The sequence below is a fragment of the Herbaspirillum sp. GW822-FHT03A08 genome (assembly GCF_058801885.1).
In genome coordinates, this window is the sequence record NZ_JBXANR010000002.1 from 696,403 (window position 1) to 721,277 (window position 24,875).

General features: G+C 58.7%; 29 protein-coding genes and 1 tRNA gene. 23 read left to right on the forward strand and 7 right to left on the reverse strand.

What is annotated here, in order from left to right; genetic code table 11:
* Positions 1-79: 79 nt before the first annotated feature.
* The 8 genes from hisA (at position 80) to tatC (ending at position 4,689) form a co-directional block, all read left to right on the forward strand.
* A complete protein-coding gene (gene hisA / locus AC1RN6_RS08275; protein ID WP_094562502.1) occupies positions 80-886 on the forward strand; it encodes a 1-(5-phosphoribosyl)-5-[(5-phosphoribosylamino)methylideneamino]imidazole-4-carboxamide isomerase in 807 nt (268 codons plus the stop codon).
* Complete coding sequence (gene hisF, locus AC1RN6_RS08280) at positions 883-1,647, forward strand: imidazole glycerol phosphate synthase subunit HisF (protein WP_094562503.1); 765 nt, start codon at positions 883-885, stop codon at positions 1,645-1,647. The genes hisA and hisF overlap by 4 nt, the downstream gene beginning before the upstream one ends.
* A complete protein-coding gene (hisI, locus tag AC1RN6_RS08285; protein WP_493004480.1) occupies positions 1,644-2,111 on the forward strand; it encodes a phosphoribosyl-AMP cyclohydrolase in 468 nt (155 codons plus the stop codon). Before hisF ends, hisI begins: the two co-directional genes overlap by 4 nt.
* On the forward strand, positions 2,108-2,452 hold the full coding sequence (locus tag AC1RN6_RS08290; protein ID WP_493004482.1) for a phosphoribosyl-ATP diphosphatase: 345 nt from the start codon (positions 2,108-2,110) through the stop codon (positions 2,450-2,452). Before hisI ends, AC1RN6_RS08290 begins: the two co-directional genes overlap by 4 nt.
* Positions 2,453-2,530: 78 nt before the next feature.
* Entirely contained in the window at positions 2,531-2,914 is a 384-nt protein-coding gene (locus AC1RN6_RS08295; protein WP_493004484.1) for a histidine triad nucleotide-binding protein, read from the forward strand.
* 91 nt (positions 2,915-3,005) lie between these two features.
* Positions 3,006-3,218: a Sec-independent protein translocase subunit TatA gene (gene tatA, locus AC1RN6_RS08300; RefSeq protein WP_007879646.1), complete on the forward strand. Its 213-nt coding sequence runs from the start codon at positions 3,006-3,008 to the stop codon at positions 3,216-3,218.
* A gap of 145 nt (positions 3,219-3,363) precedes the next feature.
* Entirely contained in the window at positions 3,364-3,864 is a 501-nt protein-coding gene (tatB, locus tag AC1RN6_RS08305; protein WP_493004486.1) for a Sec-independent protein translocase protein TatB, read from the forward strand.
* A 51-nt stretch (positions 3,865-3,915) separates the two neighbouring features.
* Positions 3,916-4,689, forward strand: coding sequence for a twin-arginine translocase subunit TatC (gene tatC / locus AC1RN6_RS08310; protein WP_493004488.1), 774 nt, complete (start codon positions 3,916-3,918; stop codon positions 4,687-4,689).
* A 68-nt stretch (positions 4,690-4,757) separates the two neighbouring features.
* On the opposite strand, the gene AC1RN6_RS08315 is transcribed toward tatC, so the two are convergent.
* Both AC1RN6_RS08315 and AC1RN6_RS08320 read right to left on the reverse strand, forming a co-directional pair.
* Positions 4,758-5,444 (reverse strand): DUF2461 domain-containing protein, encoded by a 687-nt coding sequence (locus tag AC1RN6_RS08315; protein WP_493004490.1) that lies wholly within the window; start codon positions 5,442-5,444, stop codon positions 4,758-4,760.
* 48 nt (positions 5,445-5,492) lie between these two features.
* Complete coding sequence (locus AC1RN6_RS08320; RefSeq protein WP_493004491.1) at positions 5,493-6,662, reverse strand: Do family serine endopeptidase; 1,170 nt, start codon at positions 6,660-6,662, stop codon at positions 5,493-5,495.
* 25 nt (positions 6,663-6,687) lie between these two features.
* Between AC1RN6_RS08320 and AC1RN6_RS08325 the strand changes: the two genes are divergently transcribed.
* Complete coding sequence (locus tag AC1RN6_RS08325; protein ID WP_493004493.1) at positions 6,688-7,458, forward strand: Nif3-like dinuclear metal center hexameric protein; 771 nt, start codon at positions 6,688-6,690, stop codon at positions 7,456-7,458.
* An 84-nt stretch (positions 7,459-7,542) separates the two neighbouring features.
* Here the strand turns inward: AC1RN6_RS08325 and mscL are convergent, their stop codons facing one another.
* A complete protein-coding gene (mscL, locus tag AC1RN6_RS08330) occupies positions 7,543-7,974 on the reverse strand; it encodes a large conductance mechanosensitive channel protein MscL (RefSeq protein ID WP_493004495.1) in 432 nt (143 codons plus the stop codon).
* 254 nt (positions 7,975-8,228) lie between these two features.
* Between mscL and petA the strand changes: the two genes are divergently transcribed.
* From petA to AC1RN6_RS08360, 6 genes are all read left to right on the forward strand, one after another.
* Positions 8,229-8,837: a ubiquinol-cytochrome c reductase iron-sulfur subunit gene (petA, locus tag AC1RN6_RS08335; RefSeq protein WP_050476483.1), complete on the forward strand. Its 609-nt coding sequence runs from the start codon at positions 8,229-8,231 to the stop codon at positions 8,835-8,837.
* Positions 8,838-8,839: 2 nt separating this feature from the next.
* Positions 8,840-10,288, forward strand: a complete 1,449-nt coding sequence (locus tag AC1RN6_RS08340) for a cytochrome b (protein WP_493004497.1) — start codon at positions 8,840-8,842, stop codon at positions 10,286-10,288.
* A gap of 19 nt (positions 10,289-10,307) precedes the next feature.
* Positions 10,308-11,072 (forward strand): cytochrome c1, encoded by a 765-nt coding sequence (locus tag AC1RN6_RS08345; RefSeq protein ID WP_493004750.1) that lies wholly within the window; start codon positions 10,308-10,310, stop codon positions 11,070-11,072.
* A gap of 99 nt (positions 11,073-11,171) precedes the next feature.
* Complete coding sequence (locus AC1RN6_RS08350; RefSeq protein WP_408170699.1) at positions 11,172-11,783, forward strand: glutathione S-transferase N-terminal domain-containing protein; 612 nt, start codon at positions 11,172-11,174, stop codon at positions 11,781-11,783.
* 140 nt (positions 11,784-11,923) lie between these two features.
* Positions 11,924-12,412: a ClpXP protease specificity-enhancing factor gene (locus AC1RN6_RS08355; RefSeq protein WP_493004752.1), complete on the forward strand. Its 489-nt coding sequence runs from the start codon at positions 11,924-11,926 to the stop codon at positions 12,410-12,412.
* Between the two features lie 23 nt (positions 12,413-12,435).
* Positions 12,436-12,511: transfer RNA gene (locus AC1RN6_RS08360), tRNA-Thr, on the forward strand.
* A 217-nt stretch (positions 12,512-12,728) separates the two neighbouring features.
* On the opposite strand, the gene AC1RN6_RS08365 is transcribed toward AC1RN6_RS08360, so the two are convergent.
* From AC1RN6_RS08365 to AC1RN6_RS08375, 3 genes are all read right to left on the reverse strand, one after another.
* On the reverse strand, positions 12,729-13,193 hold the full coding sequence (locus tag AC1RN6_RS08365) for a DUF2846 domain-containing protein (RefSeq protein WP_493004499.1): 465 nt from the start codon (positions 13,191-13,193) through the stop codon (positions 12,729-12,731).
* 240 nt (positions 13,194-13,433) lie between these two features.
* Positions 13,434-13,676 (reverse strand): hypothetical protein, encoded by a 243-nt coding sequence (locus tag AC1RN6_RS08370; RefSeq protein ID WP_493004501.1) that lies wholly within the window; start codon positions 13,674-13,676, stop codon positions 13,434-13,436.
* 114 nt (positions 13,677-13,790) lie between these two features.
* Positions 13,791-14,807 carry a 1-aminocyclopropane-1-carboxylate deaminase gene (locus tag AC1RN6_RS08375; RefSeq protein WP_493004503.1) on the reverse strand — a complete coding sequence of 339 codons (1,017 nt, stop codon included), beginning with the start codon at positions 14,805-14,807 and terminating at the stop codon, positions 13,791-13,793.
* Between the two features lie 238 nt (positions 14,808-15,045).
* Between AC1RN6_RS08375 and AC1RN6_RS08380 the strand changes: the two genes are divergently transcribed.
* Positions 15,046-15,555, forward strand: coding sequence for an Lrp/AsnC family transcriptional regulator (locus AC1RN6_RS08380; RefSeq protein ID WP_094562561.1), 510 nt, complete (start codon positions 15,046-15,048; stop codon positions 15,553-15,555).
* Positions 15,556-15,593: 38 nt separating this feature from the next.
* Here AC1RN6_RS08380 and AC1RN6_RS08385 read toward each other — a convergent pair whose 3' ends face one another.
* Entirely contained in the window at positions 15,594-16,505 is a 912-nt protein-coding gene (locus AC1RN6_RS08385; protein WP_050476634.1) for a LysR family transcriptional regulator, read from the reverse strand.
* 234 nt (positions 16,506-16,739) lie between these two features.
* Between AC1RN6_RS08385 and AC1RN6_RS08390 the strand changes: the two genes are divergently transcribed.
* The 7 genes from AC1RN6_RS08390 to AC1RN6_RS08420 all read left to right on the forward strand — a co-directional run bounded on the left by AC1RN6_RS08390 (position 16,740) and on the right by AC1RN6_RS08420 (position 24,864).
* Complete coding sequence (locus tag AC1RN6_RS08390) at positions 16,740-18,302, forward strand: ABC transporter substrate-binding protein (protein ID WP_493004504.1); 1,563 nt, start codon at positions 16,740-16,742, stop codon at positions 18,300-18,302.
* Positions 18,303-18,383: 81 nt separating this feature from the next.
* Positions 18,384-19,301 carry an ABC transporter permease gene (locus tag AC1RN6_RS08395; RefSeq protein ID WP_493004505.1) on the forward strand — a complete coding sequence of 306 codons (918 nt, stop codon included), beginning with the start codon at positions 18,384-18,386 and terminating at the stop codon, positions 19,299-19,301.
* 9 nt (positions 19,302-19,310) lie between these two features.
* Entirely contained in the window at positions 19,311-20,231 is a 921-nt protein-coding gene (locus AC1RN6_RS08400; RefSeq protein ID WP_493004506.1) for an ABC transporter permease, read from the forward strand.
* Between the two features lie 14 nt (positions 20,232-20,245).
* Positions 20,246-21,256 (forward strand): ABC transporter ATP-binding protein, encoded by a 1,011-nt coding sequence (locus tag AC1RN6_RS08405; RefSeq protein WP_493004753.1) that lies wholly within the window; start codon positions 20,246-20,248, stop codon positions 21,254-21,256.
* The gene (locus tag AC1RN6_RS08410; protein WP_493004508.1) at positions 21,253-22,113 is read left to right on the forward strand and encodes an ATP-binding cassette domain-containing protein; all 861 of its coding nucleotides are present in this window, start codon (positions 21,253-21,255) and stop codon (positions 22,111-22,113) included. The genes AC1RN6_RS08405 and AC1RN6_RS08410 overlap by 4 nt, the downstream gene beginning before the upstream one ends.
* A gap of 114 nt (positions 22,114-22,227) precedes the next feature.
* Entirely contained in the window at positions 22,228-23,649 is a 1,422-nt protein-coding gene (locus AC1RN6_RS08415; protein WP_493004509.1) for a M20 family metallopeptidase, read from the forward strand.
* Between the two features lie 36 nt (positions 23,650-23,685).
* The gene (locus tag AC1RN6_RS08420) at positions 23,686-24,864 is read left to right on the forward strand and encodes a M20 aminoacylase family protein (RefSeq protein WP_493004510.1); all 1,179 of its coding nucleotides are present in this window, start codon (positions 23,686-23,688) and stop codon (positions 24,862-24,864) included.
* The last annotated feature ends 11 nt before the right edge of the window (positions 24,865-24,875 follow it).

Consider the following 24,875-nt stretch of genomic DNA (forward strand, 5'->3'; position numbering starts at 1 on the left):
TGCTTAATTTTTGTCCAACCGGCAAGTTGTGCAGCGATGCTGACTTGTTCTCTTTTTACCTAACGTTATTACCGTAGCCATGCTGCTGATACCTGCCATCGACCTGAAAGACGGTCATTGCGTTCGCCTGAAGCAAGGCGATATGGACCAAGCCACCGTATTCTCCCAAGACCCCGCCGAAATGGCGCGTCACTGGCTCGCGCAAGGCGCTCGTCGTCTGCATCTGGTTGATCTGAACGGTGCCTTCGCCGGCAAGCCGAAGAACGAATCCGCCGTCAAGGCGATTCTCAAGGCCGTACGTGATTTCGCCGTCGAAAACGACGTCGACGAAATTCCCGTGCAGCTGGGCGGCGGCATTCGCGATCTTGACACCATCGAGCGCTATCTGGACGACGGCCTGTCCTATATCATCATCGGCACCGCCGCGGTGAAGAACCCCGGCTTCCTGCATGACGCCTGCAGTGCGTTTCCGGGCCAGATCATCGTCGGCCTCGACGCCAAGGACGGCAAGGTTGCCACCGACGGCTGGAGCAAGCTGTCCGGCCATGAAGTAGTCGACCTGGCGCAAAAATTCGAAGGCTACGGCTGCGAAGCCATCGTCTACACCGACATCGGCCGCGACGGCATGATGGGTGGCGTCAACATCGAAGCGACCGTGCGCCTGGCGCAGGCCGTGTCGATCCCGATCATCGCCTCCGGCGGCGTGCATAGCATCAAGGACGTCGAAGCTCTGTGCGGCGTGCAGGACGAAGGCATCGAAGCCGTCATTTGCGGCCGTTCGATCTATGAAGGCACGCTGGACCTGAGCTCGGCGCAAGACCGCGCCGACGAACTGACAGAAGAAGCATCACCGGCGTCCGAAGGGTCCGACAGCGAACAATCATGACACTCGCAAAACGCATCATTCCCTGTCTCGACGTGACAGCCGGACGGGTTGTCAAAGGCGTCAATTTCCTTGAGCTGCGCGACGCCGGCGATCCGGTGGAAATCGCGCGCCGCTACGACGAGCAGGGCGCGGATGAAATCACCTTTCTCGACATCACCGCTTCATCGGACGGCCGTGGCCTGATCCTCGACATCATCGAAGCGGTGGCCTCGCAAGTCTTCATTCCGCTGACGGTAGGCGGTGGCGTGCGCGCGGTCGACGACGTGCGCCGTCTGCTCAATGCCGGCGCGGATAAAGTCGGCATCAACACCTCGGCCGTGACCAATCCGCAGCTGGTGGAAGACGCCGCCAGCAAATACGGTTCGCAATGTATCGTCGTCGCGATCGACGCCAAGCGCACCGGCGAAGGCAAGTGGGAAGTGTTCACCCACGGCGGCCGCAACGCCACCGGCCTGGATGCGGTGGAATGGGCGCGCAAGATGGCCCAACTGGGCGCCGGTGAAATCCTGCTGACCAGCATGGACCGCGACGGTACGCGCAGCGGCTTCGACCTGGCGCTTACGCGCGCGGTGTCCGAAGCGGTGGCGATTCCGGTGATCGCCTCCGGCGGCGTCGGCGGCTTGCAGGATCTGGCTGACGGCATCAAGCAGGGCAAAGCGGACGCCGTGCTGGCGGCGAGCATCTTCCACTACGGTCAACACACCGTACAGGAAGCCAAACGTTTTATGGCCGATCAAAATATTCCTATGAGGCTGGCATGAGCATCAGTGCAAAATGGCTGAACAAGGTGAAGTGGGACGAAGTCGGACTGGTGCCGGTGATTGCTCAGGAAGTCGGCTCCAACGACGTGCTGATGTTTGCCTGGATGAATCGCGAAGCGCTGGCCAAGACTGTGCAATCCGGTGAAGCCGTCTACTGGAGCCGTTCGCGCAAGAAACTGTGGCACAAGGGCGAAGAATCCGGCCACTTCCAGAAGGTCCACGAAATTCGCCTCGACTGCGACGAAGACGTGGTCTTGCTGAAGGTCGAACAGGTGGCCGGCATTGCCTGCCACACCGGCCGTCATTCCTGTTTCTTCCAGAAGTTCGAAGGCAACGCCGAGACCGGCGAATGGCAGACGGTCGAACCGGTCCTGAAAGACAATGAAGCAGCGGCGCCGGAAAAAGAAAAGCCGAAGCGCACACGCAAAGCCACTCCCAAAGTCACACCCAAGGTCGAGCCATGAGTGAAACACTGCGCCGTCTGGCCGAAGTGATCGAATCGCGCAAGCTGGCCAACGGCGGCAATCCTGAGAAGTCCTACGTCGCCAAGCTGTTTTCCAAAGGCGACGACGCCATTCTGAAGAAGATCGGCGAAGAAGCTGCCGAGACCATCATGGCCGCCAAGGATGCACGCGTCAGCGGCGATGCGTCCAAGGTGCTCTACGAGTGCGCCGACCTGTGGTTCCATTCCATGGTCCTGCTGGCGCAATTCGATCTGAAGCCGCAGGATGTGCTGAATGAACTGGCGCGCCGCGAGGGCTTGTCGGGCCTGGACGAAAAAGCCAGCCGTCCCGCCGACGCCTGAGCAAGACACCAAAAAGATAACCAAGACACGCGGCGCAGAACAGTGGCCCGTTTATCGAGACACCGAGGAGGAGCAGCTTTGGACAACTGTATTTTCTGCAAGATCGCCGCCAAGCAGATTCCGTCGAAGATGATTTATGAAGACGACGACGTCATCGCTTTCCACGACATCAACCCGGCCGCGCCGGTGCACTTCCTGATCATTCCCAAAGAGCACGTCGCCACCCTGGCCGATTGCGGGGAGAAACATGCTGCGCTATTGGGTAAAATGGCCTTGCTTGCGCCAAAACTGGCGCAGGAACAGGGATGCGGTTACCAGCTTGATGCGAGCGGCGACAAGACCGGCGGTTTCAAGACGCTTTTCAATACAGGCCCGGACGGCGGCCAAGAGGTGTACCATCTGCATATGCATGTGATCGGCGGCGCGCATCCGTGGCGAACCAAGTCCGTGCTGCAGGGATAAGCCGATAACCGATCGTCGGCATGCCTGGCAAGAATATTGCAACAAAGATTTATTTGAATACAGGACACGCGTGTCCGCTTAGGAGAGAAAAATGGGTTCGTTCAGTATCTGGCATTGGTTGATCGTTCTGGTTATCGTTATGGTCGTTTTCGGCACGAAGAAGCTGGGCAACATGGGTTCCGACCTCGGCAAGGCCGTCAAGGGCTTCAAGGACGGCGTCAAGGGCGAAGAAGAGAAGCCTGTCGCCAAGGATCAGACCACCATCGACGTGCAAGCCAAAGACAAAGAAAAATCCGGCAGCTAACCATTCCGTCGACGCCCGCGTCTGCCTTACCGGCTGCGCGGGCTATCGTTGTTCCTGATGCCCCGGCGTTGCATGGTGTTTGCTGCGCTTTCGTTTCCAGGTCCGTGGCACTCACTTTCGCTCATTTCAGCTACTTACCCTCGCAATGATTGATATTGGTCTTTCCAAGCTGGCTTTAATCGGCGTCGTCGCGCTGGTCGTGATCGGCCCTGAGCGTCTGCCCAAGGTCGCGCGCATGGCGGGTTCACTGTTCGGCCGCGCGCAGCGTTACATCAACGAGGTCAAGACCGAGGTCAGCCGCGAAATCGAGTTGGAGGAGTTGCGCAAGATGCAGAAGGATGTGGAAGAAGCTGCCAGCGACGTCCACAGCAGTATTTCCAAGAGCGTCGCCGATGCCGAGAACTCCATCAACGATGCCTGGAATGACAGCAACTCGGGCAGTAGCACCAGCTGGAGCTCGACGCCCAGCCCGGAAGCGCTGACCATCAAGGCCAAGAATTTTCGCAAGAAAAAGCTGTCACGTACCTCGGCCGTGCCGGCGTGGTACAAGAATCAAAGCGGCCGCCGCACCCGCGTGATTTCCGCCGCTGCGCGCGTAGCCAAATATCGTCCGATCGGCGCCGGCAAATCTGCCGGTTTCTTCTAATCCCGATGGACGCGTTTTCCGTGTTTTCCATCCCACTCCTGCAGTAATTCCATGGCCGAAGAACAGAAAACGTCAGGTAGCGAAGATACCTTCATCTCGCATCTGATCGAATTGCGCAGCCGCGTGGTGAAGTCCTCGGCTGCCGTGCTCATCATCTTCCTGTGCATGATGCCGTGGGCCGCGCATATTTTCGATCTGCTCGCCGCGCCGATGATCCATGCGCTGCCGGTCGGCAGCAAGATGATTGCGACCGGCGTCATTACGCCGTTCCTGATTCCGGTCAAGGTCACCATGCTGATGGCCTTCATCATCGCCTTGCCGTGGGTGCTGTACCAGATGTGGGCATTCGTCGCGCCGGGTCTGTACACGCATGAAAAACGCCTGGTTGCGCCACTGGTGATTTCGTCGTCGATACTGTTCATCACGGGAGTGGCGTTCTGCTACTTCTTCGTGTTCGGGGTGGTGTTCCCGTTCATCAATAACTTCGCACCGAAGTCGGTATCGGTGGCGCCGGATATCGACAGTTACGTCGACTTCGTGCTGACCATGTTCCTGGCGTTCGGCATCACTTTCGAAGTACCGATTATCGTGATCGTGCTGGTGCGCATGGGCCTGGTGCCGCTGGCGAAACTCAAGCAGATCCGCCCTTATGTCGTGGTCGGTGCTTTCGTGATCGCTGCGGTAGTGACGCCGCCGGACATCATGAGCCAGTTGATGCTGGCCGTGCCTTTGTGCCTGTTGTATGAAGTCGGCCTGCTGGTGGCGCCGATTTTCGAGAAAGCGACGCGCGCGCCGGAAGAACAGGAAGACGCTGTCGGCGGTTGATCTGAACCGCGATGCAAATAAAAAGGCCACTGCATGCAGTGGCCTTTTTGTTGTTGCGGTGGCGGAAGTCATTCAGGCACAACCAAGGGAATCTGGCGTAGCCAATGCACCAGCGGATAGGCATCCTTGAAGCCGGTCAGCACTTCCTTGCCGAGATCGGCCGGAATCTTTTTCTTGATGCTGCTCTCTTTCCAGACGATGAAGTTCTTCAGCTTGACGTATTCGATATGCGGGCTGTCGGCGTCGAAGCCTTTCGGTGGACGCGTCAGTTTGCCTTCCTCCTGCAAGCCGCCATAGCCGTCCTTGATCGACTTGGTTTTGATCACCTTGCTGAAACCAGCTGCATCGGCAATGACCGTCTGGCGGATGGCGCGCAGGCGATCAGAGGGCGGCATGTATTCGCCGCCGGCGATCAGCAACTGGCCGTCGGCATCGATGTGGAAGTAATAAGCAGGGCCGCCGCCTGAGCTAGGCTTCTTCAGGCCGCTGGCGGTCAGCGACGCCGAAAAGTGCGTCTTGTACGGGCTCTTGTCGTGCGAGAAGCGCATGTCGCGGTTGATGCGGAACAGCGCCTTCTTCGGATTGCAGCTGGCGATGATCGGATCGAACTTGCTGATGTCGGCGATCAGCTTAGTCACCAGCTCCAGAAACTCCGCGCGCAGGATGTCGTAGCGTGGCTTGTTCATGACGAACCAGGCGCGGTTGTTGTTCTCCGACAGCTCGGCGAGATATTGAGTCAGATCACGGATGTGCATACGCTTGCTTTCTTGTTCCTGTACGTTGTGTTCAGTGGGTTTGCCGGTTTATTCGCGCTCTTCGCGTTTCGGCGGCGGACGTTTGCCGACCACGATTTCCAGCGTGGTTTCCTGTGCTTTGCGCAGCACGGTCATCTTGGCTTTTGCACCAGGTGTCAGTTGCGCGATCAGGTTCAGCATTTCGGTGGTGTCGCTGACCGGTTTGCCTTCGACGCTGATGAGGATATCGCCCGGCTTCATGCCGGCCTTGTCGGCCGGGCCGTTCTTGAGCACGCCGGCGATGATGGCGCCGGTCTTCTTGGTCAGGCCGAAGCTTTCCGCCAGCTCAGGTGTGATGTCCTGCGGTTCGACGCCGATCCAGCCGCGCACCACCTGGCCGTGGCCGATGATGGCTTCCATCACGTTCTTGGCGGTCGAGACGGGAATGGCAAAGCCGATGCCAAGGTTGCCGCCGGTGCGCGAATAAATCGCCGTGTTGATGCCCAGCAGATTGCCGTTGGTATCGACCAGCGCGCCGCCGGAATTGCCCGGATTGATCGCCGCATCGGTCTGAATGAAATTCTCAAAGGTGTTGATGCCGAGGTGATTGCGGCCCAGCGCCGAGATAATGCCCATGGTGACGGTCTGGCCGACGCCGAAGGGGTTGCCGATGGCCAGCACGATGTCGCCGACGGTGGCTTGCTCGACGTGCGCCAGCGTAATCGCCGGCAGGTTCGGTAAATCGATCTTGATCACGGCAAGGTCGGTTTCCGGATCGGTACCGACCACTTTGGCGGTCGCTTTACGGCCATCGGCCAGCGCCACTTCGATTTCGTCGGCGGCTTCCACCACGTGGTTGTTGGTCAGGATGTAGCCTTGCGGGCTGACGATGACGCCGGAGCCGAGACTGGACTGTTTGTCGTCCTGCTGATCCTCGAACTGATCGCCGAAGAATTTCTTGAAGAACGGATCATCCATGAATGGATTTTTTTGCGGGCGTGCTTCGGTCGTGGTGAAGATATTCACCACCGACGGCATTGCCTGACGCGCGGCGTCGCGATACGAGTTTGGCGTCGGCGCACCGGGAGCGGCTTCCTGCATCTGGACCGAGGAAGCGGCAGGGCGCACGCGGGAACTCAGTGTTCCGCTAGCCCAATCCGGCTTCAAGGTAGCTACAATGAACCAAACCGCCAAACCGACAGTTACGGTTTGTGCAAACAACAGCCAAAAACGTCGCATATTGAAATAAAAATGAGGATGAAAGATGACCCTGCGCACAGCAAATAGGGATGAACTTGCCAAATACTTAGCGCAAACGCTGAATATCGCACAATACCGCGATTATTGCCCAAATGGGCTACAGGTGGAAGGGCGCGCCGGGATCGGTCTGGTCGTCAGCGGCGTGACGGCGAGCCAGGCGCTGATCGAAGCGGCCATTGAATTGAAGGCGGACGCGATCCTGGTCCACCACGGCTATTTCTGGCGCGGCGAAGATGCGCGGGTGGTCGGCACCCGGCAAAAGCGTCTTAAGGCGCTCCTGACGCACGACATCAATCTGTTTGCTTACCATTTGCCGCTCGATGGCCATCCCGAGCTTGGCAACAATGCGCAGTTGGCGCGGCAACTGAGCCTGGTTGGCGAAGACCGCTTCTGCGACGACAAGCTGGGCTGGCTGGGCAGCGTACAGGCCGATGCCAATGTCGCCACCGTGGGCGACCTCGCGCGACTGATTGAGCGCCGTCTGGGGCGCACACCTTTGCTGATCGGCGACCCCGGCCAGCCGGTCGGCAAGGTCGGCTGGTGCACCGGCGGCGCGCAAGGCTTTCTCGGCGATGCGATCGCGGCCGGCGCATCGGTCTATATCAGCGGCGAAATCTCCGAACAGACCGTGCATCTGGCGCGTGAAACCGGCGTGGCCTATATCGCCGCGGGCCATCACGCAACCGAGCGCTACGGCGTGCAGGCACTGGGGGCGCATATTGCAGACCATTTCGGCATTCGCCATCAGTTTGTCGACATCGACAATCCGGCGTGATGCCGTCAACTCTGTCGTCAATTCGTTACGCAGGCGCAGAAATAAAAAAGCCCGCCTTTAGCGGGCTTTTTGCATGCGAAATGCTTATTTCTTGAGCGAATCGCGAATTTCACGCAGCAGCACGATATCTTCCGGCGGCGCGGCAGGAGCGGCAGGCGCTTCTTCTTTTTGATGCGTGGCCAGGTCGCGCGCCTTGTTGATCATGCGCACCATCTGAAAAATGATGAAAGCCAGAATCAGGAAGTTGATCAGAATAGTCAGAAAATTGCCGTAGGCAAACACGGCGCCGGCTTTCTTCGCCTCAATCAGCGTCAATTGCGAGCCCTGGCCGTTCAGCGGCAGGTAATAATTGGCGAAATCCAGTCCGCCAAAGATCTTTCCGACCACCGGCATGATGATATCCTGCACCAGCGATTCGACGATTTTGCCGAAGGCGCCGCCGATAATCACACCGACGGCGAGGTCGACAACGTTGCCCTTGAGCGCGAAAGTACGAAATTCTTGCATCATGCCCATCTTTTTCTCCTATAAATTGTTGCAAAACGACGCAGTCGGTTATATCGTGCTTCGATTAAAAAGTAAATTGCTGGCAATTTATTGCACAATACAAAAAACTGAGACATCCATGGAAGTACTTGAATTATTAAAAAAGTTCCATTAATCGCATTTCACGAATTGTTATTCGCTTTAAAAGGCACTTCGGGTTAGTTATAATCTAAGGTTGCTGGAAGTTCCGTTGAGTTTTCGTATTTTCACTAATTGGGGTTGGTATGAGTAACGAAAAACAGGTCGACTCCAGTCGGCGGGGTTTGCTCGTCGCGACTTGCGCGGCGGGTGGCGTGGCTGGACTGGCTACAGCAGGAGCATTTGTTTCAACTTTTCAACCATCGGAACGCGCCAAGGCAGCCGGCGCGCCGGTCGAAGTGGATATTTCCACCTTGGCGCCGGGCGAGATGAAAACCGTGGAATGGCGCGGTAAGCCGGTGTGGATCCTCAAGCGCACGCCGGAAATGGTGGATTCGCTGAAAAAAGTCGACGCACAGGTCGCCGATCCGCAATCCAAGCGCACTGAATTTTCCACCACCCCTGAATACGCATTGAACGAATGGCGTTCGATCAAGAAGGACGTCCTGGTGGTCGTGGGTATCTGCCCGCACCTGGGATGTTCGCCTAGCTCCAAGTTCCAGACCGGCGCGCAGCCGTCGCTGCCGGACGACTGGCAGGGCGGTTTCCTCTGTCCGTGCCATGGTTCGACGTTTGACCTGGCGGGTCGGGTCTACAAAAACAAACCGTCCCCAGACAACCTCCAGGTTCCACGGTACATGTTTGAAGGTGACACGAAACTGGTCATCGGCAAAGATGAGAAAGGCGAGGCGTAATCATGGCTGCATTCCAAGAAAAACAATTGCCCAAAGACGCACCGGTATCCGCAAAAGCATTGAACTGGGTTGACGCCCGTTTCCCTCTGACTTCCACTTGGAAAGCCCATCTTTCCGAGTACTACGCTCCCAAGAATTTCAACTTCTGGTACGCCTTCGGTTCGCTGGCGCTGCTGGTGCTGGTCATTCAGATCGTGACCGGGATTTTCCTGGTAATGCACTACAAGCCGGATGCCAACCTGGCGTTCGCTTCGGTCGAATACATCATGCGCGACGTCCCCTGGGGCTGGCTGGTGCGTTACATGCACTCCACCGGCGCGTCGGCATTCTTCATCGTGGTCTACCTGCACATGGTGCGCGGCCTGCTGTACGGCTCCTATCGCAAACCACGCGAGCTGGTCTGGCTGTTCGGCGTCGCCATCTTCCTGTGCCTGATGGGCGAAGCCTTCATGGGCTACCTGCTGCCATGGGGCCAGATGTCCTACTGGGGCGCACAGGTGATCGTCAACCTGTTCGGCGCGATTCCTTTCATCGGGCCTGACCTGTCGCTGTGGATTCGCGGCGACTATGTGGTTTCCGACGCGACGCTGAACCGCTTCTTCTCGTTCCATGTGATCGCGATTCCGCTGGTCCTGATCGGCCTGGTGGTGGCGCACATCATCGCGCTGCACGAAGTCGGCTCCAACAATCCCGACGGCGTCGAGATCAAGGAAAAGCTGGACGAAAAGGGCGTACCGCTGGACGGCGTGCCATTCCATCCGTATTACTCCGTGCATGACGTGATGGCGGTTGCCGTGTTCCTGATTGTATTCACCGCCGTCGTGTTCTTCGCTCCGGAAATGGGTGGCTACTTCCTCGAGTACAACAACTTCATCCCGGCCGATTCGCTCAAGACCCCGCCGCATATCGCACCGGTCTGGTACTTCACGCCGTTCTACTCGATCCTGCGTGCGACGACCTCGGACTTCATGGTCTACCTGATGGCCGGTATCGCCGCTTATGTTGCGCTGCTGCTGGTGAAGTCAAATCGCAATGCCATCTTCAAGATTGCGGCGATCGTCATCGGCGTGGCCATCATTGCCGGCATGGCGATCTTCGACGCCAAGTTCTTCGGTGTGGTGCTGATGGGCGTGTCCGTCATGATCCTCGGCGGTCTGCCTTGGCTGGATCATTCGAAAGTGAAGTCGATCCGCTATCGCCCGAGCTGGCACAAGTACATCTACATCGCGTTCGCCATCGCCTTCCTGGTGCTAGGCTACCTCGGCGTCAAGCCGCCTGGCGTCTGGGGTGCGCTGCGTGTGGGCGACCACATCATCCTGGGCGATATTGCCCAGACCGTGAGTCAAGTATGTACTTTCATTTACTTCGGTTTCTTCTTACTGATGCCATGGTGGAGTGCTGCAGGACAGTTCAAGCAAGTTCCTGACCGCGTTACTTATCATCCGCACTAAGCCAGCCAAGAGGATAAAAATGACATTGCTGAAAAGACTGATCTCGACTCTCGTGCTGCTGCCTGCGCTGGCTTACGCCAACGAAGGCGGATATCCGCTGGATGCAGCACCGGACCGTACCACTGACGTATCGGCCCTGCAAAATGGCGCCAAGCTGTTCGTCAACTATTGTTTGAATTGCCACGCGGCATCATCCATGCGTTACAACCGCTTGCGCGATATTGGCCTGTCGGAAGATCAAATCAAAAACAATCTGCTGTTCACCGGCGAAAAAGTCGGCGATCTGATGAAAAACACCATGCTGCCGCAAGATGCCAAGGCATGGTTTGGCGCGGTTCCACCGGATTTGTCCGTGATCGCCCGCGCCAAAGCGTCTGAAGCCGGCAGCGGTCCGGACTGGATTTACACCTATCTGCGCACCTATTACAAGGACGACAGCCGTCCAACCGGCTGGAATAACATGGTTTTCCCTAATGTCGGCATGCCGCACGTGTTGTGGGAATTGCAAGGTATTCGCGCGCCGAAGTATGCAGAAGAGAAAGATCCGCACGAAGAAGGTAAGACCATTCACAAGTTTGTGGGCTTCGAACAGTTGAAACCAGGCAAGATGACTGCTGTCGAATACGACAATGCGGTAGCTGATTTGGTCGGATACTTGCAATGGATGGGTGAACCCGCGCAAAATACGCGTAAGCGCCTCGGCGTCTGGGTTTTACTGTTCTTGGGTTGCTTCCTTGTGTTGGCATGGCGTCTGAACGCTTCCTTCTGGAAAGAAGTTAAGTAAGCAGTGAAGTAAGTTTATTGTGTCCGCGCAGTCTGCGGACGTACGTATCGGGGTGAGACGTACAGCGTCTCACCCCTTTGTTTCTAAGGCACTACAAAAATGATGGTTCTCTACTCGGGCACAACCTGCCCATTCTCGCAACGTTGCCGCCTCGTTCTGTTCGAAAAGGGCATGGACTTTGAAATCCGCGACGTTGACCTGTTCAACAAGCCAGAAGATATTTCGGTCATGAATCCGTACGGTCAGGTGCCTATCCTGGTCGAGCGCGATCTGGTTCTGTACGAATCCAACATCATCAACGAATACATCGACGAACGCTTCCCGCATCCGCAGCTGATGCCGGCAGATCCGCTGATGCGCGCGCGTGCACGCCTCATGCTGTTCAATTTCGAAAAGGAATTGTTCATCCACGTGCACACCCTGGAAAACGAAAAGACCAAGGCAGCGGAGAAATCCCACGAAAAGGCCCGCGCAGAAATCCGCGATCGCCTGACTACGCTGGCGCCGCTGTTCCTGAAAAACAAGTACATGCTCGGCGACGAGTTCTCCATGCTCGATGTCGCCCTGGCGCCGTTGCTCTGGCGTCTCGACCACTACGGCATCGAGCTGTCGAAGACAGCAGCGCCGCTGATGAAATACGCTGAGCGTATTTTCTCGCGTCCTGCCTACATCGAAGCACTGACACCTTCCGAAAAGGTCATGCGTCGTTAAGCTTCGCGCTGCATTTTGTATTATCCTGTCTCGCCGGTTGATCCATTTCAATAGGACAATCGGCGAACGCATTTATGATTGCAGCTTTCAGGATTGCCGCTTTAATCGGCAGCAGTCTGTTTTCCGGATCGGTTTTTGTCATGCCAGAAGTATCTACCAAACCTTATCTACTGCGCGCCATCTACGAATGGTGCACAGACAACGGCTATACGCCGCACATCGCGGTGGTGGTGGATGCGCGGACGCGCGTGCCCATGCAATTCGTCAAGAACGGCGAGATCGTCCTCAACATCAGCTTTGAAGCCACCAGCGGTCTCAAGATGGACAACGACGTCATCGGCTTCAGCGCGCGCTTTGGCGGTGTCTCGCGCGACATCTCGGTCCCGGTCGAAAACGTCATCGCTATTTACGCCCGTGAAAACGGACAGGGCATGGCGTTCGAAGCACCCGCCGTACTCGCCGTCGGCGAACACGTCGATGATGAACCGGAAGCAGTGTCAACCCCGACTTTGGGCCTTGCATCCGTTCCCGCATCGGAAAAAGTCGAGTCCAGCAGTGAAGAAAACCACGATAATGAGCCAGAGCCACCAAAAAAAGGTGGAAGGCCTGTACTAACCAGAATTAAATAGGCTATAATCTCGTTCTCAGTTTTGCTGGCTTAGCTCATCTGGTAGAGCACCTGACTTGTAATCAGGGGGTGGCGGGTTCAAGTCCTGCAGCCAGCACCAAGTTTCAAAGAAAAAGGCTCACCGTTTGGTGGGCCTTTTTCTTTTGCTCCGCAGTTTCCGATGTCGTTGGATTTGGGGATGACGTTTTCTTTCAGGGGCACAAGCTTCTGGATTATCAGTAAATAAAAAAGCCGGCGAGAGCCGGCTTTTTTATTAGTTTATCGCTACTGCATTCGTACCATTCGACGCGTGCGCGAGCGAGCAATCTTCTCCGCGCTTATTTAGCCTCAGGCTTGACCGCTCTGCCGGTATAGCTCAGCTTGCGCAATTCCGGCTCGGCTACGGACTCGTCCATCAAGGTGAAGGACACGCTCCCGGGCATGATGCCCATCAGGGCAATGTTCACTTCGGTACGCACATACTTCACTTCGCCGGAATAAAGGCTGAAATCCAGGGCTGTTGCGACGGAAGTCGAAGTCTTGGCCTGGTACGCGCCGGCCGGCCGGTCAACGAAGAAGAAGCCGCGTGCTCGCGATCTGCCCACGACCTGGTTGTTGAGCAGGATTTCCGGCTGGACAGGAGAGCCGAAGAACGCCGACGAGCGCAGGAAATAAATGCGGCCATAACCCGGCTTGAGGGCCGGCATGGCGGTATCCAGATCGGTCTGTGTCGGACCTGACGCGCAGCCGGCCAAGACTGTAAGCAGCATCACAACGGCCAGCAACGGGCGAATCGTTTTCATCACTATTGTTCTTTCTTGTCGTCGCTTGATTGAATCGGCGGAGCGGCATGTGCCAGGCATTGAATGCGCATGGAGATCCCCTCGCACGCATTGCAGCAGCCGGTTTTGGCCATGCGTTCCCCACATCTGTCCGTTCCTGGCTCCCCATTTCGGCCCCGTGAACGGACAACATGTAAATATTAGCAAACAAAGCTGACGGACAGTGGAAAGAGCCGTGAATCGTGCCCTAAGAGATACGTCCTATATCGACGCCAGAGAAATCAGCGCCTCTTGCCTGGCGCTATCGACGTCCCACGCGGGAATCCACAGTCTGGCGTAGGCCTCGGCATCCGGCCGGCATGATGCACCGTCACGCTGAGCATTGACGGCGGCTTCCATGGCGGCGGCTACCTGTTGGGCGACGCGTGGCCCCAGTGCGGGATCCCGGAGCAGCGTTTCCAGCTGCTGCATCAAGGCGATGGCAGGGCTGATTAGCGAATTCATGGCAGGTCTCCAGGTACGCGGGTGCGGATAATCAGGCTTGAATGAACGTCGTCCATCAGGAGGATTCCTGACGGACGACACGTACTGCGTATGACAGCGGCAAAGCCGTAGCGGTCAGCCGTTGCGGAAAATGAAGCTGTACGCATTGAGCGCCGGTGCACCGCCGAGATGCGCATACAGTACCTTTGAGCCTTCCGGAAATTCGCCGAGACGCACTTTCTCGATCATACCGTGCATCGATTTGCCCTCGTACACCGGATCGGTCAGGATGCCTTCGGTACGCGCGCACAGGCGAATCGCCTCCAGCGTGCCTTCGTTCGGCAAGCCGTATTCAGGTCCGCCGAAGCGCGTGTCGAGCACAATGTCCTTTTCGGTAATGTCGTAATTCAGTTCGACCAGGCCGGCGGTGTTTTTGGCGATGCGCAGGATCTGGTCGAAGGTTTGTTTCGGCTTGGCAGAAGCGTCGATGCCGATCACGCGGTCGGCGCGGCCGTCTGCGGCAAAACCAACCACCATGCCCGCCTGCGTACTGCCGGTCACGGCACAGGTGACGATGTAATCGAACTTGAAGCCGAGTTCTTTTTCCTGTTGGCGCACCTCTTCGGCAAAGGCGACGAAGCCCAGCCCGCCCTTCGGATGTTCCGAGCAGCCGGCCGGAATCGGATACGGCTTGCCGCCGCTCTGGCGCACGCTCTCCATCGCATCTTCCCAGCTCTTGCGGATGCCGATATCGAAACCGGCCACGTCCAGGCGCACATCGGCGCCCATGATGCGCGACATTTCGATATTGCCGACGCGGTCGTATACGGCGTCGGAATAGTTCACCCAGTTCTCTTGCACCAGAACGCACTTCAGACCGAGGTGGGCGGCGACTGCTGCCACCTGGCGCGTCTGATTCGACTGGATACCGCCGATCGACACCAGTGTGTCGTAGCCGCCGTCCAGCGCCTCGGGGATCAGGTACTCCAGCTTGCGCGTCTTGTTGCCGCCGAAGGCCAGGCCGCTGTTGCAGTCTTCGCGCTTCATGTAGAGATCGACCTTGCCGCCGAGATGTGCGCTCAGACGTTTGAGCGGTTGGATCGGCGTCGGGCCGAAGGTCAGCGGATAGCGGGCGAATTTTTTCAGATTCATGCGTGATGCTCCTGGAGTGTGAGGGGATGTCCATGCATCGGCACTGGCGAACAAGGACGGCATGGACTGCTCCTCCGATATCGGTGTGATGTGCGATGGCATGTGGTGGTGTAGCGGTGTGCGCTGGATTTCATTGTAGGAATGAATGCGCGCATCAGGGTTGCGAACTTGCGCTACTATTTGATGAGTAATACTTCAATTAACAATTTATGTTTATTTTTATTTTGAAAAATAAAATATGAAAGCAACAAAATTGCGTAGCAAGAGCGTTGAAACAGAATCCTTCAACGACACCCTCGATCGCACCGATCGCGCCATCCTCAAGCTGCTGCAACGCGACGCTTCGATTTCCAACGTGGCGTTGGCGGCCAAGGTCAATCTCAGCGCGCCGGCCTGCCTGCGCCGGGTGGAGCGTCTCAAGGAATTGGGCTTGATCAAGGGCATCGTCGCGCTGCTCAATCCGCGCGCGCTGGATGCCGGCACGCTGGTGATGATCGGCGTCGTGCTGGATCGCTCCACGCCGGAGTCGTTCACCGCTTTTGAGAAGGCGGTGCAGAAAGTGTCAGGCTGTCTGGAATGTCACGTCGTCACGGGCGAGTTCGACTACTTCATGCTGGTGCGCACCAAGGACAACGACAGCTTCAACCGCCTGCATGCCGAGCAGCTGTTGTATCTGCCTGGCGTGCGCCAGGTGCGCACCTTCATGGTGATCAAGGAAGTGCTGTCGACCACGCAGCTGCATTTGTGAGAGGTACTTGTGAGCTGTACTTGTGATTCGCAACAAACTCAGATGTCCTTGTTCAATTCGCCCAGCAGATAGTCGAGAAAGATTTCCACAATGCGCGGCAAGGTGCGTCCCGATAGCGTCTGCACCTCAACGTAGCGTCCATCGAGTGCGCGGTCGCGAATCGGCACCATCGTGAACTCGCCCTTGGCGATGCGATAGCGCACCGTCACTTCGCCGGTGATCGACAAGGCATCGCCCTCCAGCAGATAGTTGTGCAGCGTCTGGATGTAATTACTGGTGAGGACCGGCTCAAACACCAGCTGCTGGCGGCTGCACGCCAGGTCGAACAGCTGCCGCAGCGTGGTGTCCGGATCGGGCAGCGCCAGCGGATAAGGCCGCAGCTGCGATAGCGTCACACTCTTGAACTTGCTCAGCGGATGGCCGTTGCGCATCAGCAGCAGCACCGGTGCCGGTTGCTGATGCACGATCTTGATGTCCGGCTCGGGCAGACGATTGAAGGTCACGCCGATGTCGGCATTGCCGTCGCGCACCTGGCGCGAGACCATGGTTGGCGGTCCCACATACACCTGAAACTGGATCGCCGGATACTTTTGCTGAAAGCTGCGGATCAGCCGCGGCATGAAGTCGATGCCGAATCCCTCCGACGCCGCCACCCGGATGCGTCCGCTGCGCAAGCCTTTCAGCGCCAGCAAGTCGGCCACCACGCGATCCGCTTCCAGCGTCACCTTCTGCGCATGCGCGGCCAGCATTTCCCCGCCCGCGCTCAGCACCATGCCGCGCGGTCGGCGCTCGAACAGGACTGTGTCGAGCAATTCTTCCAGGCTGCTGATCTGGCGGCTGATCGCCGAACTGGCGACATTCAGGCGCTGCGACGCTTCAGCGATGGAGCCGCAACGCACCACTTCGAGGAAATAGCGCAGCGCGGTGTCTTGCAGATATTGAGATTTCATGTCGGCCTTTGCAAACGCGATGGAGAGGTCACCGCCATGGTCTGCAAGTAAGCAAAAACCCTGCCTTCTCATTTCGGCAACGCAGGCTTAGGAATTCTCTAATTGTTGCAGCGCCTCAATCGACCTAGTATCCACTTCACGCTGTTGCTTAATTGCTTGCTTAAGTGGTTGCTCAATTTGTTGCTGAGTTTCATGCCGTTGTTTTTTCAAACAATTCAGAATGGAAGGTCGGGAATGAACGCGAAGAAGAATGTGGTCAAGGAATCCGGAACTGCGTGGCTGCGCAATGCATTGCTGCTGGCGGGGGCTGCAGCGACGTTGTCGGTATCCGCCCCGGTGCTGGCCAACAAGGCCAACGACACGCTGGTGTACGCCTCCGACAGCGAGGTCGAAAACATCAGCCAGTATCACAACAACCTGCGTGAAGGCGTCATTCTGGCCCATCTGATCTGGGACACGCTGGTGTTTCGCGACCCCAAGACCGGCGAGTACAAACCGCAGCTCGCCACTGCCTGGAAGTGGGAATCGCCCACTGCGCTCGTGATGGATCTGCGCCAGGGCGTGCAATTCCAGAACGGTGACAAGTTCAGCGCCGATGACGTCGTCTTCACCTTCAACTACGCGGTCTCCAACGAGTCCAAGGCCGTCACGCGCCAGAACACCGACTGGATCAAGGACGTCGAAAAACTCGGCGACTACAAGGTGCGCATCAATCTCAAGCGTCCTTTCCCGGCCGCGCTGGAATATCTCGCCGGTCCGTTGCCGATTTATCCCGGCGTCTATTTCAAGAAGCTCGGCCTGGAAGGATTCAGCAAGGCGCCGATCGGCACCGGTCCCTACAAAGCCACCAGCGTGGTGCCGGGGCAGGGGGTGACGCTGGTCAAGAATCCGAACTACTTCAAGGAAAGTCCGCAAGGCCAGCCGAAGATCGGCAACATCAAGTTCGTCGTGATCCCCGATCCGGAAACTCGTTCGGCACAGCTGATGACCGGTGCCGTCGACTGGATCTGGCGCGTGCCGGCGGACCAGGCCGAGTCGCTCAAGACCACGCCCAAGATCACCGTGCAAAGCGGTGAAACCATGCGCGTCGGTTTCCTGACCATCGACGCCACCGGCACCTCGGGACCGAACTCGCCGTTCAAGGATCTGCGCGTGCGCCAGGCCGTCAACTATGCGATCAACCGCAAGGGCATTGCAGACAATCTGGTGCGCGGCGGCAGCCAGCCGGTCTACACGGCTTGCTTCCGCACACAGTTCGGCTGCGACGCCAAGGCCGTCATCAACTATGACTACAATCCCGCCAAGGCCAAGGAATTGCTGGCCGCAGCAGGCTACCCGAACGGTTTCGACACCGAGATCTACGCCTACCGCGAGCGCGAATTCGCCGAAGCCATCATCGGCGACCTGCATAAGGTCGGTATCCGCGCCCGTCTGCACTACATGAAGTTCGCCGCCTTGCTGACGGAATACCGCGCCGGCAAAACACCGCTGACCTTCCAGACCTGGGCCTCGTTCTCGATCAACGATGCGTCTGCTTTTACCGGCGTCTACTTCAAGGGCAGCGCGGACGACATCACCAAAGATCCGCAGCTGCGCCAATGGCTGGAAACCGCCGACAACTCGGTCGACCCGGCTGTACGCAAGACCAACTACACGAAGTCGCTGGAATCGATTTCCAAACAGGCTTTCATGGCGCCGATGTTTTCTTACTCCACCTTCTATGCCTATAACTCGCAGCTGAAGTTCCAGGGGTATCCGGACGAACTGCCGCGTTTCTATGAAGCGAGCTGGAAGTAGTTTCGCCGAGTTTTGCCAAGTCTCGCCACGGCGGACGGCAATTGCTGTCCGCCCAGCCAACAGTGATGAAGGACAGTCGTCATGCTGATCTACATTTTGCGTCGCTTCGGTATCGCCCTGTGTGTTGCCGTGACGGTCTCCATCGTCAGTTTTTCACTGCTGCATATGTCGGGCGACCTGGCCACGGCGATTGCCGGGCCTGAAGCCAGCGCCACGCAGGTGGAAGCCATCCGTGTGCAGTTCGGTCTCGACCGGCCGATGATGTCGCAGTACTTCGACTGGCTTGGCAATGCCGTGCATCTGGACTTCGGCAAATCCTTCTACTTTCAGGGGCCGGTCATGGAGATGGTGGCCGAGCGCCTGCCGATCACCCTGAAGCTGGGCGGCATCGCCTTGCTGCTGGCGATTGCCGTCGCCATTCCGCTCGGCGTTCTGGCGGCGATCTATCGCGACACCTGGCTCGATCGCGTGGCGCTGGTGATTGCCGTGGTGGGACAGGCCATGCCCAGCTTCTGGTTCGGCCTCAGCCTCATCCTGATTTTTTCCGTGACCTTGCACTGGCTGCCGGTTGCCGGCAACGAAGGATGGGAAAATTTCGTTCTGCCTGCGATCGCCCTCGGCTATTACGCCATGCCCGCGATGATGCGCCTCACGCGCGCCGGCATGCTGGAAGTGCTCGGCTCCGACTATATCCGCACCGCACGCGCCAAGGGCCTCAGCAAGGGCAAGGTGATCTTCAAGCACGCACTGCGCAATGCCGTCATTCCGGTGGTTGCGCTCGCCGCGGTCGAGCTCGGCTTCATGCTCGGCGGTTCGGTGGTGATCGAGTCGGTGTATTCCATGCAGGGTCTCGGCCAGCTCGCCTGGGACGCCATCTCACGCAACGACTATCCGGTGGTGCAGGCGGTGGTGCTGATCATCGCCATGTTTTATATCGGCCTGACTTTTCTGGCCGACGTCATTAACGCGCTGCTCGACCCGCGCATCCGCACTCGCTGAGGAACAGCCATGACGACGATTTCCACTTCTTCCTTGCCGGGGCACGGCATTCTTCAGGCCAGTCTCAAGCCGGTGCCGCTATGGCGGCGCAAGCTCAATCGCATGCTCGGCCATCGCGGGCTGGTGCTGGGCGCGGCCATCCTCGCAGTGATCGTCCTGGCGGCATTGTTCGCACCCTTGCTGGCGCCGCACGATCCGTTCGAACAGAATGTCTCGCAGCGGCTGATTCCGCCGATCTGGAACGCACTCGGCAGCTGGGATCACGTACTCGGCACCGACAAGCTCGGCCGCGATTATCTGAGCCGGCTGATCTATGGCGCGCGCGTTTCGCTGATCATCGGCTGCGCCGCTGCGCTGATCTCCGGCGTCATCGGCACCACGCTGGGTGTACTGGCCGGCTACTTCGGCGGTCGCGTCGATGCCTTGATCAGTTACATCATCACCACGCGATTGTCGATGCCGGTGGTGCTGGTTGCTCTCGCAATGGCATCGCTGGTCGGCGGTTCCCTGAAGGTCGTGATCATCCTGCTCGGCCTGCTGCTGTGGGACCGTTTCGCCGTGGTCACGCGCTCGGCGACGCAACAGCTGCGCGACGCTGAATTCATCGCTGCCGCCAAAGCCATCGGCGCATCGACGCCCTACATTCTGGTGCGCGAGATTCTGCCCAACATCATGAGCGCGCTGATTGTCGTCATCACGCTGGAGATGGCGCATGCGATTCTGCTCGAAGCAACGCTGTCCTTCCTCGGACTCGGCGTGCAGCCGCCGACGCCGTCGTGGGGCTTGATGGTGTCGGAAGGCAAGTCCTACATGTTCTTCAAGCCCTGGGTCATCGTGATTCCCGGTGTGGCGCTGGCGGTCCTGGTGCTGGCAATCAATCTGGTCGGCGACGGTCTGCGCGACGTCAACGCACCTGACGGCCGCAACTGAAAAGGGGCACGATGATGAGCGTCTTACTTGATGTAAAAAATCTGCGCGTCGACCTGCCGACCGAAAACGGCATGCTGCACGCCGTGCGTGGCATCGACTTTGAGGTCAAGCGCGGAGAAATGCTGTGCCTGGTCGGCGAATCCGGTTGCGGCAAGTCGATGACCTCGTTGGCGCTGATGGGACTGCTGCCGCGCAAGGCCATCTGCACTGCTGATCGCATGACGTTCGACGGCGTTGAACTGATCGGCTTGTCGGACAAGAAATTGAATCAACTGCGCGGCCAGCGCATGTCGATGATTTTTCAGGAACCGATGACTTCGCTCAACCCGGCTTACACGCTGGGCAACCAGCTCTGCGAAGCCATGCTGGAAAAGCCCGGCGTCACCCGCGCCGAAGCCCGCGAGCGCGCCATCTACCTGCTGCATCGCACCGGCATCAGCAACGCCGAAGACCGTCTGCGCCAGTATCCGCATCAACTCTCCGGCGGCCTGCGCCAGCGCGTGATGATCGCCATGGCGCTGATGTGCGGTCCCGACCTGATCATTGCCGATGAGCCGACCACGGCGCTGGATGTCACCATACAGGCGCAGATCCTGCGCATGATCCGCGAGCTGCAGCGCGAGTTCGGTACCGCCGTGGTTTTCATCACCCACGATCTCGGCGTGGTGTCGCGCATCGCCGATCGCGTCGCCGTGATGTACGCCGGACAGGTGGTGGAAACCACCGACGTCGCGCAACTGTTCGCCTCGCCTCAGCATCCCTACACGCGCGGCTTGCTCAACTGCATCCCGGTGCGCGGCAAGACGCTGCCGGGCAGCAAGCTGCAAGCCATTCCCGGCGTGGTGCCGAGCCTGGTCGGTAACGTCAGCGGCTGCGTGTTCCGCAACCGCTGTTCGCTGGCTGACGCTACCTGCGAGCAGGATCCGCCCATGGTCAACACCGCTTCCGGCGGCAAGGTTCACTACGCACGTTGCCATAAGGTCACGGCGGCAGATGCGACACAATTGAGCGAGGTGGCCGCATGAATATGACAGACTTCGTACAAGCCGAAACGCCGGTCGGCACCAGTGCGGATATTGCGCTGGAACTCTGCGCACTGAGCAAGGTGTACGCGCTCAAGCGCGGCATGTTCAAGGCGCCCGGCGAGATCAGGGCCGTCAACGATGTATCGCTGCGTCTGTATCGCGGCGAGACGCTGGGCCTGGTCGGCGAATCCGGCTGTGGCAAGAGCACGCTGGCCAAGATGCTGCTGGGTTTGCTGGAGCCGACCGCCGGCAATGTCCTGATCAACGGACAGGAAGTCGATCCGACGCTGCGCAAGGACAATGCGCGCCACATCCAGCCCATCTTTCAGGATCCGTATTCCTCGCTCAACCCGCGCAAGACGGTTGCCGACATCGTCGGCCTGCCGCTCAAGCTGCATCGTATCGGCAGCGCCGCCGAGCAGCAGAAATCGGTGCGCAGGATCCTCGATCTGGTCGGCATGCCGGAACGCACCTACGGTCAATATCCGAATCAGCTGTCCGGCGGTCAGCGCCAGCGTGTGGCGATTGCGCGCGCGCTGATCCTGCAGCCCGACATTCTGATCTGCGACGAGCCGACCTCGGCGCTCGATGTGTCGGTGCAGGCGCAGATCCTGAATCTGCTGCTCGATCTCAAAGCCGAGTTCGGCCTTACGTATCTCTTCATCAGCCATGACCTCGGCGTGGTCGAGCATCTGGTCGATCGCGTCGCCGTCATGCACAAGGGCAGCATCGTGGAACTGGAAACGCGCGAGAAAATTTTCGCCGATGCGCAGCATCCCTACACGCGCATGCTGCTGGCGTCGGCGCTGACGCCCGAGCCGGGGCTGGGTATTCCGGAGCTGGCCGTGAGCGGATAGCACGGGCCGGCTGCACAGCATCTATCGCAACCAAACAAAACATGTCGACGCGACAGCTGCTGTCGCGTCAATTTCAAAAATGATCGATTCACTTATAAACCGAGGAGAAGCAGCATGAGCAGAGCACAAGCCATCGCGCAGGTCAGCGCCTATTTCGACGACGGCCGTTTCATGGCGTCCTTGCAAAAGCGCGTCGCCATCCGCACCGAAAGCCAGGAGGCCGCCAGCCGGCCGATTCTGTACGATTACCTGCTGCAGGAAATCCAACCTGAGCTGGAAGGCCTCGGCTTCACCTGCGAAGTGATCGACAATCCGCTACCCGATGGTACGCCCTTCCTGCTGGCCGAACGCCTGGAAGCCGATGCCGCCTTCACCCTGCTGACCTACGGCCACGGCGATGTCGTGCGCGGCTACGACAAGCAATGGCGCGAAGGCCTCAAGCCGTGGGAGATCGTCGTCGAAGGCGACCGCTGGTACGGCCGCGGCATCGCCGACAACAAGGCGCAACACACCATCAACTTCGCTGCGCTGACCGAAGTGCTCAAGCTGCGCGGCGGCAAGCTCGGCTACAACGTCAAAGTGATTCTGGAGATGGGCGAAGAAGCCGGTTCGCCCGGGCTCAAAGAAGTTGCCGAGAAATACGCCGGGAAGCTGAAGTCCGATCTCTTCATCGCCTCCGACGGACCGCGTGTCAATGCACCGACGCCGACCATGTTCCTCGGCTCACGCGGCGGCTGCAATTTCGATCTGCGCGTCAACTCGCGCGACGGCGGTCATCACTCCGGCAACTGGGGCGGCCTGCTGCGCAACCCAGGGGTGCGTCTTGCCAATGCCATTTCTTGTCTGGTCGACGGCAAGGGTCGCATCCGCGTGCCCAGCCTGTTGCCGGATGCCTTGCCGCAGAGCGTGCGCAATGCGCTGCGCGATGTGGAAGTCGGAGGCGGCCCGAATGATCCTGAAGTCGATGCCGACTGGGGCGAACCGGGCCTGACGCCGGCCGAGCGCGTGTTCGGCTGGAACACGCTGGAAGTGCTGGCCTTCAAGACCGGCAATCCGGAAGCGCCGGTCAACGCCATTCCCGGCCATGCGTCGGCGCATTGCCAGATCCGTTTCGTGGTCGGCAGCGACGACAAGAACTTCATCGCCAACATGCGCGCGCATCTCGATGCACATGGCTACACCGATGTGGAAGTCACGCTGTCGGGCATCCAGTTCACCGCCACGCGCCTCAATCCGGACGATGAATGGGTGCGCTGGGGTCTGGCGTCGATGCAGGAAACCAGCGGCAAGCAGCCGACCTTGTTGCCCAACCTGGGCGGCTCGCTGCCCAACGACGTATTCTCCGACGTGCTCGGTTTGCCGACGCTGTGGGTGCCGCACTCGTACCCGGCCTGCTCGCAGCATGCGCCCAACGAGCATATACTTGCCAGCGTGTCGCGCGAGTCGCTGCAAGTCATGGCCGGCCTGTTCTGGGATCTGTCGGAGCAGGGCGAGCAAGTGCTGGCGCGCAGAACAGACAAAACAGTCGCAGCCTAAGGTCATGGGCTAATAACCGATTTCCGGAGTAAACACATGAGTACAGAGTTTTGCCAGATCGCCGATCTGGACGACGTCAAGGATGAGCTGGTCGGCATTCGCCGCCACATTCATCAGCATCCCGAATTGTCATATGAAGAAGTCGACACCGCCGCGCTGGTCGCGGCGCGTCTGGAAGGCTGGGGCTATGCCGTCACGCGCAACATCGGCGGCAACGGCCTGGTCGCCACCCTGCGCGCCGGCAGCGGCACGCGCAGCATCGGCGTGCGCGCCGACATGGATGCACTGCCGATCAACGAGATGACCGGCTTGAGCTATGCCAGCGAACGCCAGGGAAAAATGCACGCCTGCGGCCACGATGGCCACACCGCGATGCTGCTCGGTGCGGCGTTGCAGCTGTCGCGCACGCGTAATTTCGACGGCATCGTCAACCTGATCTTTCAACCGGCGGAAGAAGCAGGCTTCAACAGCGGCGCCGAGCAGATGATCAAGGACGGCTTGTTCGAACGCTTCCCCTGCGATGCGATTTTCGGCATGCACAATCATCCGGGCGTGGAGACCGGGACCTTCATGTTCCGCTCCGGTCCGTTCATGGCGGCATGCGATACGGTGAAGATCAAGATCATCGGCAAGGGCAGCCATGCCGCACGTCCGCATCAATCCATTGATCCGCTGGTGACCGCCAGCAGCCTGGTGATGGCTCTGCAGACCGTGGTGTCGCGCAATGTCGATCCGATGGAAGCGGCCGTGGTGACTGTCGGCTCACTGCATGCGGGTCATGCCGCCAACGTGATTCCGGAACACGCGACGATGGAGCTGAGCGTGCGCTCCTTCAAGCAAGAGGTGCGCGAGTTGCTGGAGCAGCGCATCCGCGCGCTGGTGCAGTCGCATGTGGAAGGTTACGGCGCAAAGGCGGAAGTGGAATACATCCGTGGTTATCCGGTGCTGGTCAATTCGGAAGCGGAAACCGAATTCGCCAAACAGATTGCCGCAGAACTGGTCGGCGAAGACAAGATCATCGCGCCATTTGCGCCGATTGCCGGCAGCGAAGATTTCGCCTACTTCCTGCAACAGCGCCCGGGTTGCTTCCTGCGCGTCGGCAATGGCGCAGGCAAACCGATGCTGCACAATTCGCATTACGACTTCAATGACGATAACGTGACGGTGGGCGCCGCCTACTGGACGCGTCTGGTCGAACGCTTCCTGCAAGCCTAGCCGGCATCAGG

Excerpts from the sequence above, each read along its gene's own strand:
- AC1RN6_RS08400 (WP_493004506.1), top strand. The coding sequence starts at position 19,311 with ATGACGACGATTTCCACTTCTTCCTTGCCGGGGCACGGCATTCTTCAG.
- AC1RN6_RS08390 (WP_493004504.1), top strand. The coding sequence starts at position 16,740 with ATGAACGCGAAGAAGAATGTGGTCAAGGAATCCGGAACTGCGTGGCTG.
- tatC (WP_493004488.1), top strand. The coding sequence starts at position 3,916 with ATGGCCGAAGAACAGAAAACGTCAGGTAGCGAAGATACCTTCATCTCG.
- AC1RN6_RS08345 (WP_493004750.1), top strand. The coding sequence starts at position 10,308 with ATGACATTGCTGAAAAGACTGATCTCGACTCTCGTGCTGCTGCCTGCG.
- AC1RN6_RS08290 (WP_493004482.1), top strand. The coding sequence starts at position 2,108 with ATGAGTGAAACACTGCGCCGTCTGGCCGAAGTGATCGAATCGCGCAAG.
- hisI (WP_493004480.1), top strand. The coding sequence starts at position 1,644 with ATGAGCATCAGTGCAAAATGGCTGAACAAGGTGAAGTGGGACGAAGTC.
- AC1RN6_RS08395 (WP_493004505.1), top strand. The coding sequence starts at position 18,384 with ATGCTGATCTACATTTTGCGTCGCTTCGGTATCGCCCTGTGTGTTGCC.
- tatB (WP_493004486.1), top strand. The coding sequence starts at position 3,364 with ATGATTGATATTGGTCTTTCCAAGCTGGCTTTAATCGGCGTCGTCGCG.
- AC1RN6_RS08410 (WP_493004508.1), top strand. The coding sequence starts at position 21,253 with ATGAATATGACAGACTTCGTACAAGCCGAAACGCCGGTCGGCACCAGT.
- AC1RN6_RS08370 (WP_493004501.1), bottom strand. The coding sequence starts at position 13,676 with ATGAATTCGCTAATCAGCCCTGCCATCGCCTTGATGCAGCAGCTGGAA.
- AC1RN6_RS08385 (WP_050476634.1), bottom strand. The coding sequence starts at position 16,505 with ATGAAATCTCAATATCTGCAAGACACCGCGCTGCGCTATTTCCTCGAA.
- hisF (WP_094562503.1), top strand. The coding sequence starts at position 883 with ATGACACTCGCAAAACGCATCATTCCCTGTCTCGACGTGACAGCCGGA.
- mscL (WP_493004495.1), bottom strand. The coding sequence starts at position 7,974 with ATGGGCATGATGCAAGAATTTCGTACTTTCGCGCTCAAGGGCAACGTT.
- AC1RN6_RS08405 (WP_493004753.1), top strand. The coding sequence starts at position 20,246 with ATGAGCGTCTTACTTGATGTAAAAAATCTGCGCGTCGACCTGCCGACC.
- AC1RN6_RS08325 (WP_493004493.1), top strand. The coding sequence starts at position 6,688 with ATGACCCTGCGCACAGCAAATAGGGATGAACTTGCCAAATACTTAGCG.
- petA (WP_050476483.1), top strand. The coding sequence starts at position 8,229 with ATGAGTAACGAAAAACAGGTCGACTCCAGTCGGCGGGGTTTGCTCGTC.
- AC1RN6_RS08350 (WP_408170699.1), top strand. The coding sequence starts at position 11,172 with ATGATGGTTCTCTACTCGGGCACAACCTGCCCATTCTCGCAACGTTGC.
- hisA (WP_094562502.1), top strand. The coding sequence starts at position 80 with ATGCTGCTGATACCTGCCATCGACCTGAAAGACGGTCATTGCGTTCGC.
- AC1RN6_RS08380 (WP_094562561.1), top strand. The coding sequence starts at position 15,046 with ATGAAAGCAACAAAATTGCGTAGCAAGAGCGTTGAAACAGAATCCTTC.
- AC1RN6_RS08320 (WP_493004491.1), bottom strand. The coding sequence starts at position 6,662 with ATGCGACGTTTTTGGCTGTTGTTTGCACAAACCGTAACTGTCGGTTTG.
- AC1RN6_RS08315 (WP_493004490.1), bottom strand. The coding sequence starts at position 5,444 with ATGCACATCCGTGATCTGACTCAATATCTCGCCGAGCTGTCGGAGAAC.
- tatA (WP_007879646.1), top strand. The coding sequence starts at position 3,006 with ATGGGTTCGTTCAGTATCTGGCATTGGTTGATCGTTCTGGTTATCGTT.
- AC1RN6_RS08355 (WP_493004752.1), top strand. The coding sequence starts at position 11,924 with ATGCCAGAAGTATCTACCAAACCTTATCTACTGCGCGCCATCTACGAA.
- AC1RN6_RS08340 (WP_493004497.1), top strand. The coding sequence starts at position 8,840 with ATGGCTGCATTCCAAGAAAAACAATTGCCCAAAGACGCACCGGTATCC.
- AC1RN6_RS08365 (WP_493004499.1), bottom strand. The coding sequence starts at position 13,193 with ATGAAAACGATTCGCCCGTTGCTGGCCGTTGTGATGCTGCTTACAGTC.
- AC1RN6_RS08415 (WP_493004509.1), top strand. The coding sequence starts at position 22,228 with ATGAGCAGAGCACAAGCCATCGCGCAGGTCAGCGCCTATTTCGACGAC.
- AC1RN6_RS08420 (WP_493004510.1), top strand. The coding sequence starts at position 23,686 with ATGAGTACAGAGTTTTGCCAGATCGCCGATCTGGACGACGTCAAGGAT.
- AC1RN6_RS08375 (WP_493004503.1), bottom strand. The coding sequence starts at position 14,807 with ATGAATCTGAAAAAATTCGCCCGCTATCCGCTGACCTTCGGCCCGACG.